Raw genomic sequence first — 17,090 nt, 5'->3', positions numbered from 1 at the left:
GAAAAGTTTATTGGTTGGCTCGGCGAGCAATCCGGTTCAGGAGTCTGGAGGCTGCAAAAAAACCGAAGCTCGCGGTGACCGGGCTGGCGGCACCAAAACCTGAGGCACAATCCAGTCGGACCGGGCCTTCCGTTGCGGGCTTCTGGTGACAGACTTCGCCATCGGGAGCCGGATACGTCAGCTGTTCCAGTGAGTATACGGCCTCTACGCCAAAACGGCGCTTTGGGTTGCGAGAAAAATTATATTCACGGCGCAGCAGATTGCGAACTTTTGCCAATAAGGGGTCTTGGGTGGTTTTGCTGAGGTCCGCGACCTGAATTTGAGTCGGGTCCATTTGCCCCCCGGCCCCACCGGCAACGACCACGGGTATCTTCCTCCGATGGCAATGAGCAATCAGGCTGGCCTTGGATTTTACGCTGTCGATGGCATCCACCACGCCGGTGATGTCGTCGGTGATCAGCTCTTGCACGTTTTTTGTGGTCAAAAAGCCAAAATGCACCCGAATATCCGCCATAGGGTTAATCGCCCGCAGGCGTTCTGCCATAGCCTCGGTTTTAGTTTGGCCGTACTGGCCTTGCAGGGCATGTAACTGGCGATTGGTGTTGGACACGCAAATGTCGTCCATATCAATCAGCGTAAGCGTGCCAATACCGCTGCGAGCCAATGATTCGGCAGCCCAGGAGCCCACGCCGCCCAGACCAACAACAACGATGTGGGCTTGCCTGAACGCACTCAGGGCTTGTCGACCATAGAGTCGTTCAATGCCGCCAAAGCGAAAGTTGTAGTCGTCAGGCAGGGAAGATGAAGAGTTCATTAGGGGCCTGTGGTTTTTGGTTGAGCGTGTGGTGCGTTTATGAGGGGCAGATTGTAACGCAGGGGTTGTGGCAGGGGCTATTCGGTGTGAGTAACGAAAACGGCGAACCTAAACAAGATTCGCCGTTTTGTTTTCTCGCAGTGAGGAGGTGGCTATTTAGGAGTTACATCCACCAACACTGCCAACCCAAGTTCGTTGTAGTCTACGGCATCCTTTTCGAGGTAGCCGGTTGTGAAGACTCCGAAACTGGCGTCAGCGTTGAAGAAACCTTCGAATTTGGTTGCGCCTTCGTCAGTGTCGGGAATGGTTATGGTTGTACCTCCACTGCTGCCAATTTCGATGTTGAAAGCAAGATCGGACTCTTGATGAACTGTTGCTTCAATGTTGTCGCCAAGGCCCTGTTCTTTGCGGATCTCAGAGAAGTTACCGCTTACTTTACCGGCGCTATTGCTGTCCATAGTCAGGAATGTGTTGAATTGGCTGGCGAACATGGCAATGGATGAAGATGCGCCGCCCTCAAGATGTGAACTGACCATCATGAGTCGGTATTTCTTTCCACTGACGCTTGGAGCAGAGTCACCTAACTTAACGAGCATGGTCTTGTCGAACTCTGCGAAACCAGCCGTATTGTCTCCGGCACTTTCGGAGAAATCGACATACCCGGCATCTTCGCTGACAAAGCCAATCGCACCCCCATCAGGGCCTTCCGTGATTGTGCCATCAGCCATGACGGTCAATGTGAATGATTCTGAGGGCGTGGACTGGTCGCCGTAGGAGGCGGCGCCACTGCTATCTACGATGATTTCACGCTCAATGCCTGCGCTAACGGTGCCATTGAAGCCAGATGAAAAGGTTACCGTGTTGTTGGCGCTGAGTAGCTCGATACGCCCGGAACTGAGTCTAGAGCCGAAGTACACCCGTCCGTATTCGCCCGTCATCGCGGTGTCCGATAGATTAGCAGGTTTTCGAGCGAATACTTCAAGTGTTCGGAACACCTCATCGCCGTGTTTGTCGTTAGGATCGATAGCATCGTAAGTGCCATCGTTATCAGAATCGATAGTGCCGTAACGAACACCGGCTTCGTGGGTGAGGCCGAAGAAGAGGCCTGTATCCGCGACTTGCTGGAAAGCATAGGTCATGGCAGGAAAACGCCAGCCGTAAGGCTCATTCCCGTCAATATCTTCTTCAAATTCACCTTGTACAGCCAGAATCCCCCGGGTATTGAGTGAGCCATCAAATGTTTCCTGGCTGCCGCCGTCATCTAGCTCGGCGCTATAGTAAACCGAGCTGTTTTCGATAGCTGCTCCTGACAGGTTGGCCCAAGCGCTGTCTTCAGATAGAAAGGTGATGTTGACGGTGCCTGTGCCGCCGTCAGCGAACGTAAAATCGCTTAGCCACATGTCATGGGCAAAGGTACCGTTGCTCCTGTCGTCGTTATCGTGCAGAGAGAAAGCAAAGGCCGCATTGTTGTAGTCACCAACGATGTTGCTGACATCGGCACCGTTCGCGGAAACCGAAGCGACTTCTGTTTCAACAAACGCACCGACTTCTTGTTCAAGCACATCAAACATTTGTTCGAGATTTGCGCCCGCCGTGAGGTCGAACTCTTCAACTTTGCCGTTCAATTTGACCACGTCAGTCACAACAAGTTGGTCCAAATCTGCCCCGGATTCGATGAATTTGCGCAGAACGAATTCGGAAACCGGCGAAATATCGACATTTTTCTCGACGACCTGGGCCCTAAGCTGATGATTCGCGCCGGTTATGCGGACAATCAGGTTGCCGGCCAAACTGACACCGGTAGGCAGCGTCAGTGTGTAGTCTCCGGTTATAGAAGTGCTGGTTGTGGCCAGCACGTCGCCTACTTGGTTGCCGTCGTCATCGACGCGAATGAGCTCCACGTCAGCGCCCTTGATCGGTTCCAGTCCAGTTATTGCTGCTGCAACTTCAGGGACAACAAAAGAAAGTGCGATTTCAATTACGCTGGGCTGATTAAGTTTGGCTACTGTTCCGCTCGGGGCGGATGCGTTTCCTGAAACTGTCTCTCCAGAAGCGCTGTCACCACCGCTACTGCCGCTGTTACTGCAGCCTGTGACAGCGAATATGCTGGCGATTGCAGAGGCTAGTGCCAGTTTTTTCACGTTGTGCATAAAGATCTCTCCAAGAAAATAGTCGTCCGTAGTTCTGGAATAGGCCAGAGCGCCGTAAACATGCGGCATACAAGGTATAGGCGATGATTTGGATGCAAACCCCACCCATTCGGGGGGGGATAGAGAGTGATTTGTATGGGAAGTGTAATTGTGAGGTTTTGAATAAGTTCAGAGTGTGAGCTAATTTGTGTAGCCAAGGGTGACGTAAATTCGAGGGAGTCGGGTGGGTAGGAGTCGTTGCAGTTCAGGTAATGATTTGTCTGAGTTGATTGGTTTGATTTACGAGTCAATCTCCAGCGATGCTGGTTTTCAGCCATTTCTAGACGCTTTGGTACAAGTACTGGACTGCCGTGGGGCTTTTATCGCGATGAAGCCGATGGAAGAACCGGTGCTGGCCGCATCTTGGGTTTCCAACATCTCCATGTCGGTCGTTGGTTACTACAGCGATACGTTGAACGTTTCGGGCAGTGAGGGGACGCAATTGCAAACCAGTCCAGGGGTTAGCGAGATCGTTGTTGCTGCTTCAGAGGTAGAGCCACGCCATGCCTGTTTCTTCGGCGTTCAATGTAGAAGAGGCCAAGAGAGTTTTCAGAGCCGTGAACTCGCAGTTATAGAGGTGCTGCTTTCGCACGTTGAACGCGCGGTTGCGATACACGTTAAACTGAGTGAGCATGTTTCCCGAGGTGAAAACGGCCTTAAGCGGTTAACGGAAAAGTTTGGGTTTACTTCTGCGGAAGCTCAGATTGCCTCGCAGCTAATGGCAGGGAAAAGCCTCTCGGATATTGCCAGCATGTCTCGCCGGTCGAGAGAGACCGTCAAATATCATCTCAGAAACATGTTTAGAAAAACGGATACATGCCGCCAAGTAGAGTTGGTCTCTTTGCTCGCTCGGCACTGATTTCCTTCTAGCTTTTCCTCCGTGTGAACGGCAAAAAAAAACCACGCAAAAGCGTGGTTAAAAGAAGATACCTAACTCGTGTGAAGTCAGGCTGGACTAGTTTAGAGACACTAATCAACCTGGCTAGTATTGACTGTCTGACGATCCCATTGAAGGTCAGAAATTGCCAATGATCGGTCATTTTCGGACATAAGCTTTGGCTAGATCGGTAATCTGCCGTTTTATCCCATCCAGTGTTCGTCGTTAAAGGCCATCAGGCTGTCTTTACCTGACACGATATCCGCCAGAAGCCAGTCGATCTCAGGCATCAGTTTTTCGAAGTAGTAGCGGGCGGAGACTTGCTTGCTTTCCAGTAACGACCGATTGCCTTCTCCGGCCTGCAAGTGACTGTTCGCGACGCCCGCCATACGTGACCAGAGATAGCCAATTACCGTGAGAGCCATCACGCGCAGATACGGAGTTGCCGCTGCGCCCGCTTGTTCTGGATCTTTGGGCGCGTTTTGGGCCAGCCACAGGGTCGCTTCTTCCAGCTTTTTGATTCCGTGAGCGAGCTCTTTCCGGTATGGCGCTTCTGGATTGTCTTTCAGGTAGCCCGAAAGCTCTGCGAACAAGCTACGAATCAGTTGGCCGCCCTTGAGTGACAATTTTCGCCCCACCAGATCCATTGCCTGTATGCCGTTGGTGCCTTCGTAAATCCGGGCGATTCGGCCATCGCGTACCAGCTGCTCGAGTGGCCAGTCTTGGGTGAAGCCCGAGCCGCCCAACACTTGTTGGCCCCAGTTGGCGTTGTTGTAGCCTTCATCGGTCAGGAAGGCTTTCACCACCGGCGTTAGCAATTGTACGAGGTCATCGGCATTCTCCCGGATTTGGGCATCGCTGTGAGCAACCGACAAGTCCAGTTGATGTCCGGTAAACAGTGCCAAAGCGCGCATGCCTTCATTCAAGACTTTTTGGCGCATCAACATGCGGCGTACATCGGGATGCACAATGATCGGGTCTGCCGCGCCTTCGGGATTTTTTGCGCCGCTTAGCGATCGGCTTTGCAGACGTTCTTTGGCAAAGGCCAGGCTTTCCTGATAAGCCATTTCAGCCAGACCTAACCCTTGCATACCGACCATCAGCCGCGCTTCGTTCATCATGGTGAACATGGCGCTCATGCCCTTGTTTGGCTCGCCCACCAACCAGCCCTTCGCACCCTCAAAGTTCATCACGCAGGTGGCAGAACCCTTGATGCCCATTTTGTGTTCCAGGCCGCCGCAGAAGGCCGGGTTGCGCTCGCCGGAATCCGGCAGCACTTTTGGCACCACGAACAGAGAAATGCCCTTGGTGGTGTCGGGCGCGCCGGGTAATTTCGCTAATACCAGATGCACTATGTTATCGACCAGATCGTGCTCACCGCCGGTGATCCAGATTTTCGTGCCTTCGATGACGTAGCTGCCGTCGTCATTGGGGGTGGCTTTGGTGCGGATCAGGCCTAGGTCTGTGCCGCACTGGGGTTCGGTCAGGCACATGGTGCCGGTCCATTCGCCGGAGATCAGCTTTTCCAGATAGGTTTGCTTCAGTGCCTCGGAGCCGTGGGCGTAGAGTGCGCTGATGGCACCGTGAGTCAGGCCCGGATACATACCGAGCGATAAATTCGTGGAACATACCATTTCATCCACCACGAATTTCAGGGTGTGCGGCAGGCCCTGACCGCCATATTCAATGGGTGCATCGAGCGCGGTCCAGCCACCCTGCACGAAGGCGGTGTAGGCCTGCTTGAAGCCCTCCGGAGTTTTGACGGTTTTTGTGTTCGGGTCGTAGCTGCAGCCTTGTCGGTCGCCGATCTGATTGGTGGGCTGGATGACCTCGCTCGCCAGTTTGCCGGCCTCTTCGATGACCGCTGAAATCAGGTCGGGGGTGGCATCGGCGTACTTCTCGAGTTCGTGTAGTTTGTCTGCTCCTAAAACATCAAACAGTAAGAAGCGAAGATCATTCGCAGGCGCCTGATATTGCATGGACACTCTCCTGTTGTTACGAAATCGGCACAGTTTGCCGTGGGTATTGCGCTTTACTGACAGCAAGCGCGAAACATAGGTGTCTGGGTTCATACGTGCGTTTGAATAAACTGGCTCACCAGAAATCAACCTGATGTGAGTCTGCGTGCGTATTAGCCATAGACACGACCATGATTTATTCAGGAGGCAGCACCATGACCGTTGTTATTGCCGGAATTTCGGGTGCCATTGGCAGCGCGCTCGCAGAGCGGTTTCTTGCCGAGCGGCCAAGCGAGCCACTGATCGGCCTGGCCAGGCATATTAATGCAGTGAATACGGGCCTTCGGGAGCATCCAGCCGTGCATCTGATCGAATGGCAGGCAGGGCGCCCTCTGGACTTGCCTCGACACTCCGAAGCCCGGGAGGTGCTGGAATCCGCGAAGGGTGGGGTGTCGCTGATCTATGCCGCAGGGTTGTTGCACGATGACGGGGTCGCGCCCGAAAAACGGGTAGACGATATTAACGAAGCCAGCATGATCCGGACGTTTCAAGTGAATTGTGTAGGTTTTGGTGTGTTGGTCCAGGAGCTTGCCCCTTGGTTTCGGGGTAAACAGCTGGCCCGTATTGCAGCCGTTTCGGCGAAGGTGGGCTCAATCGAGGATAACCGGCTCGGTGGGTGGTATGCCTACCGGTGTTCGAAAGCGGCGTTGAACATGATGGTAAAGAACCTTTCGGTGGAATTGCCTCGGAGGTATTCACCTATCGCTTGCGTGGCTCTTCACCCCGGCACCACTCGCTCCAATCTGAGCGCTCCGTTCAGCCAGTCGCTGGCAAAGTTGACGGTCCATGAGCCTGGTGCGACCGCAGAGAATGTATTTCGAATTTTAGCGGGATTGTCAGAGCAGGATAATGGCCGTTTTATCAGCTGGGACGGTCAGGATTTGCCCTGGTGAATGCCCCGCAGGCTTCCAGCCGCCTGCGGGAGTAGGGGAGTCGTATTAGCGGATAAACGGATTCAGAAGCCGGCCAAATGGGCCTGTCAACTTCAGCGGTGCACTGAGAATTGACAGCGTGATGCAGTCTTCATGGCCGATGGCGACGGGTTTGTGCACATCCTTATCGGTCAGTACAACAAAGTCCCATTGGTTAAAGACTCCCTTGGCATCCGAGAAAGCACCTTGAAGCACGATGGTTGTTTCCGTGCCGCGGTGGGTGTGTGCCGGGGCTTTACCACCTGCTGCCAGCTTCTGGAGAATGACGCGTTCGGTCTGCCCCGGAAATTTATCACTGATATCGACCACACTGACATCTGGCAATTGCCGTTTCCAGGGCAGGTTGTTCATGTCATCACCGAGCAGCTTCTGAAGAGGGCTCAGTCGCGGTAAATCCGGTTCTGGGGAGGCGTCTGGTAGTTCTTCAATGCGCATCAGTAATTGTTCAAAACTGGTATCAGATACGGACACGTCAGGTTGCTGTTCCATCATGACCGCCCCGAGGCTGTTCAATGTATCAACCCGGCTGCGGCAATGACTGCATTGGTCCAGATGCAAACGGATGCAAAGTGCATGGGGTTCACTCAGGTTGCCTGCGCTGTATTCCATCAGGCTCAGACTGTCTGGATGATGTCGTGTCATACGTTCTGGTCCTGCAAAATCACTTTCAGTTTGTTCAGTGCCAAGCGAACCCGGCTTTTAACCGTGCCCAGTGGCAAGTCCAGCTCATCGGCCACCGTCTGATGTGATTTATGCTCCATATACACTTTAGAAATGACCGTCACTTGCTCTAAAGGCAGCTGGCTCAGTGAGTCGCGAATTCTGCGTTCTGAGGTCAGTCTGTGCAATGAAGTCACGGGGTCATCGTCGTTTTCGCCCGGAATTTGCCAGAGATCTTCTGTCTCTATGGCCATCTCTGCGCTTCGACGCTGCATCTTGCGCAGCATGTCAATGCGCTGGTTTCGGGCAATGGTAAATATCCAGGTAGACGCGGCGGCCTTGCGCCAATCATAAAGGCTGGAGCGTCGCCATATTGCGACAAAAACCTCTTGGACGAGCTCCTCGGCATGACTGGCGATGCCATTCGAGATGGCGTAATACTTGATTTGTGGTGCGAAGTGTTCGAACAGCGCGTGATAGGCGGCTTTGTCTTGATGCCGACCCACTTTCTCCAAAAGAGCGCCCCAAGGGTCTTTTCGGCCCTCGCTTTTCGCTGGTTGCTGCCCCAGTGTCGTCACTGGACGCTCCTTGACTGTCGCTTGATTTATTTTGGCTACGGTCATGATTCTATGCACTCACCACGTGTTTGTCAGTGACTCATTTACGCTCAAAGCGGCTAACTGGATCGTTGGAGTGCAAAGATTTTCAAGACTGGCTGGCCGGAGTCGCAGGCCCGGTGTCAGGAAAGTAATTGTTGGTTGCCCGCGATGGGGCTAGGCTTTCAGCAAATAACCCGTTACGGACGTCACAAAAACAAACGAAAATCATGCCATGAACCTCACATTTAACCCGAGTGCAGTGCCGGTTATACGAGCGCATTACGTTGATATTTAGTGTGATTTGGCTGAAGAGAAGGGTGTTCGGCGCACTGATTTGCTTGCCGCATCGGGCATTCGCAACGCTCAGTTGAGTCACCCGGAGAATCTCGTTACGGGGGATCAGTTTGCCGAGTTGTGCCGGCAGGCACTGTCTCGTACCGGGGATCCGGGCTTGGGGCTTGAGTTCGGGTTGCGGCTGAAATTTACCACGCACGGTGCCATGTCCCAGGCCGCCGTCAGTTGTGACACCTTGGGCCAGGCGATCCAGGTGTTGATGAAGTACCTGCACATTCGTTTCGCTTTTTTGTCCATGGAATTGTCCATAGAGGATGACGAAGCCGTCGTTGACTTGGATATCTTGCACGATATGCCGGAGCTGTATCGCTTTAACCTGGAAGTGTTTCTGGCGGCGTTACTGGATGTCAGTAATCTGTTAGTCGGGCCCCGTCTTTTCGAGGGTTCAAGCTGTCGAGTGAAGTATTCCAGACCGGAGGGCGTGGCGTTATACACCACGCTCTTTGGCGAAGATATTTTCTTTAATTCGGGAGTGAACCAGCTGCGATTCCACAAAAGTTGTCTGGAGTTGCCCATGCTGCTGGCGAATCCGGTTGCCCGGAGGGTAGCCGAGGCCGAATGTGAGGAACAATCACGCAAGTTGCGCGCCTCGTCGTCGGTGGCTCAGCAGGTGCTGCAGTTGCTGGAATCGATCCGCGATGGCCGTTTGATGGGGCTGGAAGAGGTGGCAGCGAAACTGCGTGTATCTTCACGAACCCTGCGTCGCCAGCTGGCGACAGAGGGCGCACGATTTCAGGATTTGCAAGACAAGGTACGCCATCACCGCGCTTTGGACCTGATGCGCGATAATGGCCAAATGAGTATCGACGAAATCGCGGAGCGATTGGGCTACAGCGACCCATCGAATTTCAGCCGCGCGTTTAAAAAATGGGAGGGTGTTTCACCGTCGGCTTGGCGCAACCTACATGTAGACCCTCCCGTTTAAACCTACTCTTCCAGATAGGTGTAACCGTCGAGCCCTGCCTCCAGCTCGGCCAATAGCATTTTCTGCAATTTCGGCTCAAGATGGCTTTCCTTAAACTTGCGTTGATAGGTTTGCAGTATGCTGCCTGGCTCGAAGTTAACGTACCTCAGCACCTTAGCCACGCTGTCCCCGGTGATGGGCTCGCTGATGACATAATCACCTTGTTCGTTCAGGCGCACATCCACGGAATGTGTGTCGCCAAACAGGTTGTGCATGTCGCCCAAAATTTCCTGGTAGGCGCCGGTCATAAAAAAGCCGATCAACAAAGGTTCTTCCGGGTTGTGCTCGGGTAACGGCAACGTCGTCTCGATGCCTTGGCCATCAACGTATTGGTCGATTCGGCCGTCTGAGTCACAGGTAATATCCTGGACCACTGCGCGGCGGTTCAATGGTCGGTTTAAACCGTTGATGGGCATAACCGGGAAAATCTGATCAATGCCCCAAACATCCGGCAGCGACTGGAACAGGGAGAAGTTCACGAACAGTTTTTCAGCCAGCTTTTCGTTCAGCTCGTCGATGATTTCCCGGTGTGCCCGGTTGGCGCTATCAAGCTGACCCCGGATCAAGCGGCAGCAGCGGGTGTACAACGTTTCGGCCTGTGCGCGTTCGGTCAAAGACAGCAGGCCGTGAGCGAACTGGGCGTGAACATCGGTCATGGCATGCAGCACGTCGTGGTAAATTTCAGCCAAGGAGCGAGGGCATTGATCGTCTTGCAGGCTGCGCAGATCACGCCACAGGTCCTGTAACGGAGCCGGCGCGGTGATCGCGGGCTCCGATACTTCACGATGAATGGGGGTTTCCCGGTCAATCACGTTGGTGATCAGCACCGAATGGTGCGCCGTCAGGGCCCGGCCGGATTCGCTGATCAGATCCGGGTGAGGTAGGCCCAAACGATCGCACTCAGCTTGTAGCACGTGCACCACATTGTAAGCGTACTCGAAGACGGAGTAATTCATTGAGCAACTGCTACGGGAACGGGTGCCTTCGTAATCCACACCCAAACCGCCCCCGATATCGACCGTGCCGATAGGTGCGCCGAGGTGACGCAACTCGCTGTAAAATCGAGCGCATTCTTTAAGACCGGTTTGAATGTCCCGGATGTTGGCAATCTGAGAGCCCAAGTGGAAATGCAGCAGCTGCAAGGTGTCCAGCGCGCCTGCTTGTTTCAGGGTTTCGATCACTTCCAGTATCTGGCTGGCGGACAGTCCGAACTTCGATTTCTCACCGCCGGTGTTTTGCCAGTTACCTTTGCCAATGGTGGCCAGGCGGGCTCGCACGCCAATCAAGGGCGAAACCTCGAGCTTTTTGGCTTCGTCCAGAATCAGCGGCAATTCTGACTGCTTTTCTACAACAATAAACACCCGGTGGCCCAGTTTTTGGCCAATCAGCGCAAGCCGGATGTATTCGCGGTCTTTGTAGCCATTGCAGACAATTACCGAACCGGTCTTACGGGCGAGGGACAGCACGGCGAGGAGTTCCGGCTTGCTGCCGGCTTCCAGGCCAATTTGGTTGTTTGAAGCTGCAGGTTCAGCCGCCACCAGCTCTTCGACAACCCGCCGCTGCTGGTTTACCTTGATCGGGTAAACCGCCGTGTACCGGCCTTGGTAGCTTTGTTCTTGGGTGACCTTGTTGAACGCGCCGCAGAGTTTGTTAACCCGGTCGTGCAGGATATCGGTGAATCGGACCAGCACTGGCAACGCCAGGCCGGCTTCGGTCAGCGACTGCGTCAGCTTGGGCAAGTTAATGTGAGCTGCGCTACGACCGCGATCCGGGCAGATCTCCACTTCGCCTTCGGTATTGACGGAAATATAGCCGTCACTCCAGTGGGCTATGTTGTAAACCTTGTGTGCCGGTGATGAGCTAGATTCTGCCATTGTTGCTATCCTGTCAGGAAACCCGAGTCGGCGGAAAACCGTTGAAGGCTGCATTGTAGGAGCTGACTGCTGCGCCTACAATACGCCACTTTCGAGATGCCCGGGCGCGGTGCGGCGGCATACAGTTGGAGAATGATATGACAGCATTGAATGAAGGCTGGTTTACCGAGATATTTCAGGATCAGGGCACGGCTTTTTCCTTACAGGTGAAGAACAAACTGCACGAGGAGCAGACACCGTTCCAGAAGCTGGAGATCTATGAAACCGAGACCTTCGGCAATCTGATGGTGCTGGACGGCTGCGTGATGCTGACCACTCGCGACAACTTTCTGTACCACGAGATGATGACGCACCCCGCCCTGTTTACCCACAAAGACCCGAAGAAGGTGGTGATTGTCGGGGGCGGCGACTGCGGCACGCTGAAAGAAGTATTGAAGCACCCGGGCGTGGAAGAGGCCTGGCAGGTGGAAATTGACGAGCGGGTAACCCGCATGTCAGAAAAATATTTCCCGGAATTGTGCGAAGCTAATGGCGACCCACGGGCCAATTTCTTTTTTGGTGACGGCGTGAAGTGGATGCGCGAGGTAGAGCCGAACAGCATCGACCTGCTGATTATCGACAGCACCGATCCCGTTGGCCCGGCTGAGGGTTTGTTTGCACTGGATTTCTATCGCGATGCGATGGTGGCGCTGAAGGATGGTGGCATTGTGGTTCAGCAAAGCGAATCGCCGTTGCTGCATACCGAATCGATCATTAAAGATATTCACACCGACATGCGTAAGGCTGGCTTCAGCCATGTGCAAACCTTGCCATTCCCGCAGCCGGTATACCCCACAGGCTGGTGGAGCTGCACCATGGGTAGCAAAGACAACCCGTTGAAGTATTTCCGTGAAGCCGACGTGAACGATCGTCCGTTCGTCACCCGTTATTACAACGCGGGTATCCACCACGGAGCGTTGGCCATGCCGCAATTCATGATTGATGCTTTGGAAGATCAGGTGCGGCCGGAAGAGGGCTGACGACCGGGTCGAGATTAGTCGGCCATACAGACAAAAAGGGCGCCTGAGGGCGCCCTTTTTGGTTTGATTGACAGCGTTACTGCTTGTTGCTGCCGAACTCGGGGTAGGCTTCCAGGCCACATTCGGCAATGTCGACACCTTCATATTCTTCTTCGGCGCTGACACGAATGCCCATGACCGCTTTCAGAATGCTCCAGACAATCAGGCTGGCGATGAACACCCAAACGAAGATGGTCAGGGCGCCGATCAACTGGCCGCTGAAGGTCACGTCACCGTTCGTGAAAGGCACCAGCATCAGGCCAAGGAAACCACACACACCGTGAGCAGAGATGGCACCAACCGGGTCATCAATGCGCAGCTTATCGAGCGCAACGATGCTCAGCACTACCAGGCCACCGCCCAACGCGCCCCAAAAGGTAGCGGTCAGAGCGCTAGGTGTTGACGGTTCGGCGGTAATTACCACAAGACCGGCAATGGCACCGTTCAACAGCATGGTCAGATCGGCTTTACCGAACATCAACCGCGCAACGGCCAAGGCGGTGATCGCACCACCGGCTGCGGCGGCATTGGTGTTCAGGAAGACCATGGCAACCGAGTTTGCGCTAGCGATGTCGCCGAGTTTCAATACGGAACCGCCGTTAAAGCCGAACCAGCCCATCCACAAAATCAAGGTGCCCAAAGCTGCCAGAGGCATGTTGGCACCGGGAATGGCGCGGATTTCTCCGTTCGGGCCGTACTTGCCTTTACGGGCGCCCAACAAGAGTACGCCGGCTAGCGCAGCGGCAGCACCCGCCATGTGTACGATGCCGGAGCCGGCAAAGTCGCTGAAGCCCAAGTCGCCCAGGTTATACAGGCCGAACACGTCTTTGCCGCCCCAGGTCCAGGCACCTTCCAGCGGATAGATGACGCCGGTCATGACCGCTGCAAAGGCCAGGAAGGCCCAAAGCTTCATGCGCTCAGCAACGGCGCCAGAGACGATCGACATGGCGGTGGCTACGAACACCACCTGGAAGAAGAAGTCAGAGGCGCCAGAGTAGATCGAGCCGCCCTCAAAACCATCTTCACGGCTGGCAAATTCGCCAAGTACCGCGTCCACATCGACATCGGCGATGCCGGAGAGGAACAGATTGCCGCCATACATGATGGCGTAGCCGCACACCATATACATGGTGCTGGCAATCGCGAACAAAGCCACGTTTTTAGTGAGAATTTCAGTGGTGTTCTTGGAGCGCACCAAGCCGGCTTCTAGCATGGCAAAGCCAGCGGCCATCCACATAACTAATGCGCCGCAAATTACAAAATAAAAGGTATCTATAGCATACTGCAGGTGAAAGATATTGCTTTCCATAGGAAGCCCTCCGCACAAGGCCCGTCAGGTATTTAGTTTTTTTGCGTTGGCTGAATCCGGGGTCAGGCCGGTATCAGACCGCCTCTTCGCCCGTCTCGCCGGTCCGGATTCGGATCGCTTGCTGCAGTTCGGTCACGAAAATCTTACCGTCACCGATCTTGCCGGTATTGGCCGCCTTGGTAATGGACTCGATCACCTGATCCAGCAGGTTGTCGCCAATAGCGATCTCAACTTTTACTTTTGGCAGGAAATCCACGACGTATTCTGCGCCGCGGTAGAGTTCGGTATGGCCCTTCTGGCGACCGAAACCTTTCACTTCCGTTACGGTTACGCCTTGCACGCCTATTTCGGATAGTGCCTCTCGGACATCATCCAATTTGAAAGGCTTAATGATCGCTGTCACAAGTTTCATTGCTTTCTCCTTGGTAAAGCCATCTCAACTGTCTTTGTGGTTGAGTTCGTTATGCTGCCACCTCGCACATCAATTGTGCGGATCGTGTACAAGGTTTAGCATCAGGTATGCCAACGCAAAAATTTATAATAAAAACAATGCTTTGTATATTTTGTGGTCCGAGATGAGGCAGATGTGTGCACCAAATCGGGGCGTCGCGCCCCACTCTGATTCAGGGTTGAACCACCAGTGGGCAAGACTTGGCTCCATTATACTTCGCAGCGTGTACAGTATGGCAGGGGTAGCGGTGTGATACACTCTCGACTAGATGAGTATTCGACGGGTAATTGGCCTGATCGAGCATAAAGATTGAATTCACGAGGTATCACATGAAAGGCCCCCAAGATTTCTTTGCCCAGCTTCAAGGCCAGTTTGGCCAGTTTGTTCCGGATATGGCGCGGGCCGCCCGGGAAGATTTTGAAACTCAGGCCAGAGCCACGGTGATGTCTGTGCTGTCCAAGCTGGAACTGGTTACTCGCGAAGAATTTGAAGGCCAGCAAGCCGTATTGATGAAAACCCGTGAGAAAGTGGAAGCCTTGGAAAAGCGGGTTGCCGAACTGGAGCAGAAAGCTCAGTCGTGATTTGCTTTTGATGCGGGCGCAGGACGCGCCCGGTAAATACCCGTCCACCATGGAAGGTGATCATGTTAGCCATTGTCCACTCGCGCGCCAGCATTGGTGTGTCTGCCCCTGAAGTAACGGTCGAAGTACACTTGTCGGGCGGTTTACCGGCTCTCTCTATCGTCGGTTTGCCTGAAACCGGTGTACGCGAAAGTAAGGACCGTGTTCGTAGCGCCTTGCTTAATGCAGGCTTCGAATTCCCCGCTCGCCGGATAACGATCAATCTTGCCCCTGCGGATTTACCGAAAGAAGGCGGTCGCTTCGACCTGCCCATCGCGCTTGGAATTTTGGCGGCTTCGGGGCAGATTCCGCCCGACAGCCTCAAAACCTTAGAGTTCATGGGCGAGCTATCTCTCGACGGTGCCTTGCGGCCACTAAAAGGTATATTGCCTGCGGTGCTGGCGGCCAGAGAGGCAGGGCGTTCTCTGCTGATTCCTCAAGCCAATGCCGAAGAAGCCGCGCTTGCAAGCCAGGGCGATGTGTTGGCGGCAAGCCACATACTGACGGTGTGTGAGCATTTGACGCACAGAGCGAAATTGGTGCCCGTGCCAAAGCCGGACGTCGATGCTGCCCAAGCCGCTGGCGCGGAGGGGGCAGCCGATCTTGCTGATGTTCGGGGCCAGCAAGTGCCTCGCCGGGCTTTGGAGGTGGCGGCAGCGGGTGGTCACAATTTACTGTTTTTTGGTCCTCCGGGGACGGGGAAAAGTATGTTGGCCAGTCGTCTGCCGGGCATTCTGCCCGCGTTAGACGATGCCTCTGCTATGGAAGTGGCCAGTGTCCACTCCGTAGCGGGCCACCCGCTTCAACCCGGTGGGTGGCGCCAACCGCCCTTTCGGTCGCCTCATCACACGGCTTCCGCGGTGGCCTTGGTTGGTGGTGGTAGCAGCCCGAGGCCGGGCGAAATCTCATTGGCGCACCGCGGCGTGCTGTTCTTGGATGAGCTGCCCGAGTTCGAACGGCGGGTGTTAGAAGTGCTTCGTGAGCCTATGGAAACCGGAGAGATTTCGATCAGCCGTGCCGCTCGGCAAGTCACCTTTCCCGCAAAGTTCCAGGTTGTTGCTGCAATGAATCCGTGCCCATGCGGTTACAGCGGTCATCCGAACATTGAATGCCAGTGTACGCCGAGTCAGGTAATGCGTTATCGATCCAAAATATCCGGCCCCTTATTGGACCGGTTCGATCTGCACGTTGAAGTGCCGGTGCAGGCTGGGGATGTGTTGCTGCGACACGGCGAAGCCGGCGAGAGCAGCGCCAGTGTGAAACAGAGAGTGCTGCAAGCCAGAAACCTTCAACGTGAGCGCGGCAGTTTGAACGCGTCACTTGCAGGCAGGGCTCTGGATCAGGCGTGCCGGATAGATGCCAGCAGCGAAAAGCTTTTGGCCCAGGCCATGGAACGATTGGGATTGTCAGCCCGGGCGCTGCATCGGATTCTGCGAGTGGCGAGAACTTTGGCCGATCTGGATGGGCAGGAAAATTTGTCAAAACAGCATTTGATCGAGGCGCTGGGGTACCGGCAATTAGACCGCCAACAAGGGCAAAGTGCTTTGGTTTCCGCTTGAAGCCTCTGACTCTGTTAAACTGTCGGGTAAATTTCAGCAATCAGATCCGCAGTGGCGGTTGAGGACAGCAAATGGCCGACCAGAACGACTCGCAAGATTCCAAAGGTGAAAACCCGATTACCACTCGCCGTGGTGTTCGCAGCTTTGTATTACGCCAAGGCCGGATGACCGAAGGTCAGAAAAAAGCCTTCGAGCGGAACTGGCCGAAGTACGGACTGGCGCGGGAAGACGGCGTGATCGATCCCCGGGAAGTGTTTGGCCGTGACAGCATGCTGAATCTGGAAATCGGTTTCGGCATGGGCCGGTCACTGGCGGATATGGCAGAAGCCGCGCCAGAGCAGGATTTCATCGGAGTGGAAGTACATCTGCCAGGTGTAGGCGCGTTGCTCAAAGAGGTTGATGACCGCGGTCTCGAGAACGTGCGGGTGTATAACATCGATGCCAACGATGTGATCGACCTGTGCCTGCCGGATGCCTCTTTGGATCGTGTGATGGTGTTCTTCCCAGACCCCTGGCACAAAAAGAAGCATCATAAGCGCCGGCTGGTCCAGCAGGAATTCGTGCAGCGAATTCGTCACAAACTGCGCGTGGGCGGGGTTTTGCATCTGGCCACCGATTGGGAGAATTACGCCGAGCACATGTTGGAAGTGATGGACGCGTCGCAGGGATTTGCCAACGTGCAGGAGCAGGGCGGCTTTTCTCCGCGCCCGGACGACCGTCCGATTACCAAGTTTGAGCAACGTGGCGAGAAGCTTGGGCACGGGGTTTGGGACTTGCTCTACCACCGCACCAACTGAAGTGCTGCATGAACC

15 protein-coding genes are annotated in these 17,090 nt (G+C 54.6%); 7 read left to right on the top strand and 8 right to left on the bottom strand.

The window, feature by feature from the left end:
• Positions 1 to 7 precede the first annotated feature (7 nt).
• Positions 8 to 814, bottom strand: a complete 807-nt coding sequence (gene tcdA / locus DOQ08_RS10190; protein ID WP_114334830.1) for a tRNA cyclic N6-threonylcarbamoyladenosine(37) synthase TcdA — start codon at positions 812 to 814, stop codon at positions 8 to 10.
• 152 nt (positions 815 to 966) lie between these two features.
• Positions 967 to 2,964 carry a hypothetical protein gene (locus tag DOQ08_RS10185; protein WP_114334829.1) on the bottom strand — a complete coding sequence of 666 codons (1,998 nt, stop codon included), beginning with the start codon at positions 2,962 to 2,964 and terminating at the stop codon, positions 967 to 969.
• A gap of 256 nt (positions 2,965 to 3,220) precedes the next feature.
• On the opposite strand from DOQ08_RS10185, the gene DOQ08_RS10180 reads away from it, so the two are divergent.
• Positions 3,221 to 3,862, top strand: a complete 642-nt coding sequence (locus tag DOQ08_RS10180; protein ID WP_227537594.1) for a helix-turn-helix transcriptional regulator — start codon at positions 3,221 to 3,223, stop codon at positions 3,860 to 3,862.
• 221 nt (positions 3,863 to 4,083) lie between these two features.
• On the opposite strand, the gene DOQ08_RS10175 is transcribed toward DOQ08_RS10180, so the two are convergent.
• Positions 4,084 to 5,859 (bottom strand): acyl-CoA dehydrogenase C-terminal domain-containing protein, encoded by a 1,776-nt coding sequence (locus DOQ08_RS10175; RefSeq protein WP_114334828.1) that lies wholly within the window; start codon positions 5,857 to 5,859, stop codon positions 4,084 to 4,086.
• A 194-nt stretch (positions 5,860 to 6,053) separates the two neighbouring features.
• Between DOQ08_RS10175 and DOQ08_RS10170 the strand changes: the two genes are divergently transcribed.
• Positions 6,054 to 6,791: an SDR family NAD(P)-dependent oxidoreductase gene (locus DOQ08_RS10170; protein ID WP_114334827.1), complete on the top strand. Its 738-nt coding sequence runs from the start codon at positions 6,054 to 6,056 to the stop codon at positions 6,789 to 6,791.
• 45 nt (positions 6,792 to 6,836) lie between these two features.
• Here DOQ08_RS10170 and DOQ08_RS10165 read toward each other — a convergent pair whose 3' ends face one another.
• Positions 6,837 to 7,472: a ChrR family anti-sigma-E factor gene (locus tag DOQ08_RS10165; protein WP_114334826.1), complete on the bottom strand. Its 636-nt coding sequence runs from the start codon at positions 7,470 to 7,472 to the stop codon at positions 6,837 to 6,839.
• A complete protein-coding gene (locus DOQ08_RS10160; protein WP_114334825.1) occupies positions 7,469 to 8,068 on the bottom strand; it encodes a sigma-70 family RNA polymerase sigma factor in 600 nt (199 codons plus the stop codon). Before DOQ08_RS10160 ends, DOQ08_RS10165 begins: the two co-directional genes overlap by 4 nt.
• A 322-nt stretch (positions 8,069 to 8,390) precedes the next feature.
• On the opposite strand from DOQ08_RS10160, the gene DOQ08_RS10155 reads away from it, so the two are divergent.
• Positions 8,391 to 9,368, top strand: coding sequence for an AraC family transcriptional regulator (locus DOQ08_RS10155; protein ID WP_227537593.1), 978 nt, complete (start codon positions 8,391 to 8,393; stop codon positions 9,366 to 9,368).
• Between the two features lie 2 nt (positions 9,369 to 9,370).
• Here the strand turns inward: DOQ08_RS10155 and speA are convergent, their stop codons facing one another.
• Complete coding sequence (gene speA, locus DOQ08_RS10150) at positions 9,371 to 11,281, bottom strand: biosynthetic arginine decarboxylase (RefSeq protein WP_114334824.1); 1,911 nt, start codon at positions 11,279 to 11,281, stop codon at positions 9,371 to 9,373.
• A 137-nt stretch (positions 11,282 to 11,418) separates the two neighbouring features.
• Between speA and speE the strand changes: the two genes are divergently transcribed.
• Entirely contained in the window at positions 11,419 to 12,300 is an 882-nt protein-coding gene (gene speE, locus DOQ08_RS10145) for a polyamine aminopropyltransferase (protein ID WP_114334823.1), read from the top strand.
• 76 nt (positions 12,301 to 12,376) lie between these two features.
• On the opposite strand, the gene DOQ08_RS10140 is transcribed toward speE, so the two are convergent.
• Positions 12,377 to 13,648, bottom strand: coding sequence for an ammonium transporter (locus DOQ08_RS10140; RefSeq protein ID WP_114334822.1), 1,272 nt, complete (start codon positions 13,646 to 13,648; stop codon positions 12,377 to 12,379).
• Between the two features lie 73 nt (positions 13,649 to 13,721).
• On the bottom strand, positions 13,722 to 14,060 hold the full coding sequence (gene glnK / locus DOQ08_RS10135) for a P-II family nitrogen regulator (protein WP_091997389.1): 339 nt from the start codon (positions 14,058 to 14,060) through the stop codon (positions 13,722 to 13,724).
• A gap of 368 nt (positions 14,061 to 14,428) precedes the next feature.
• On the opposite strand from glnK, the gene DOQ08_RS10130 reads away from it, so the two are divergent.
• The 3 genes from DOQ08_RS10130 (at position 14,429) to trmB (ending at position 17,075) form a co-directional block, all read left to right on the top strand.
• Positions 14,429 to 14,680: an accessory factor UbiK family protein gene (locus DOQ08_RS10130; protein ID WP_114334821.1), complete on the top strand. Its 252-nt coding sequence runs from the start codon at positions 14,429 to 14,431 to the stop codon at positions 14,678 to 14,680.
• 62 nt (positions 14,681 to 14,742) lie between these two features.
• Complete coding sequence (locus DOQ08_RS10125; RefSeq protein ID WP_114334820.1) at positions 14,743 to 16,278, top strand: YifB family Mg chelatase-like AAA ATPase; 1,536 nt, start codon at positions 14,743 to 14,745, stop codon at positions 16,276 to 16,278.
• 71 nt (positions 16,279 to 16,349) lie between these two features.
• Positions 16,350 to 17,075, top strand: coding sequence for a tRNA (guanosine(46)-N7)-methyltransferase TrmB (trmB, locus tag DOQ08_RS10120; RefSeq protein WP_114334819.1), 726 nt, complete (start codon positions 16,350 to 16,352; stop codon positions 17,073 to 17,075).
• Positions 17,076 to 17,090: the final 15 nt, after the last annotated feature.

It is taken from the genome of Marinobacter litoralis (genome assembly GCF_003336705.1).
In the GTDB taxonomy this organism is placed as follows: Bacteria; Pseudomonadota; Gammaproteobacteria; order Pseudomonadales; family Oleiphilaceae; genus Marinobacter; species Marinobacter litoralis.
This window is presented reverse-complemented; position numbering and strand designations above follow the sequence as displayed.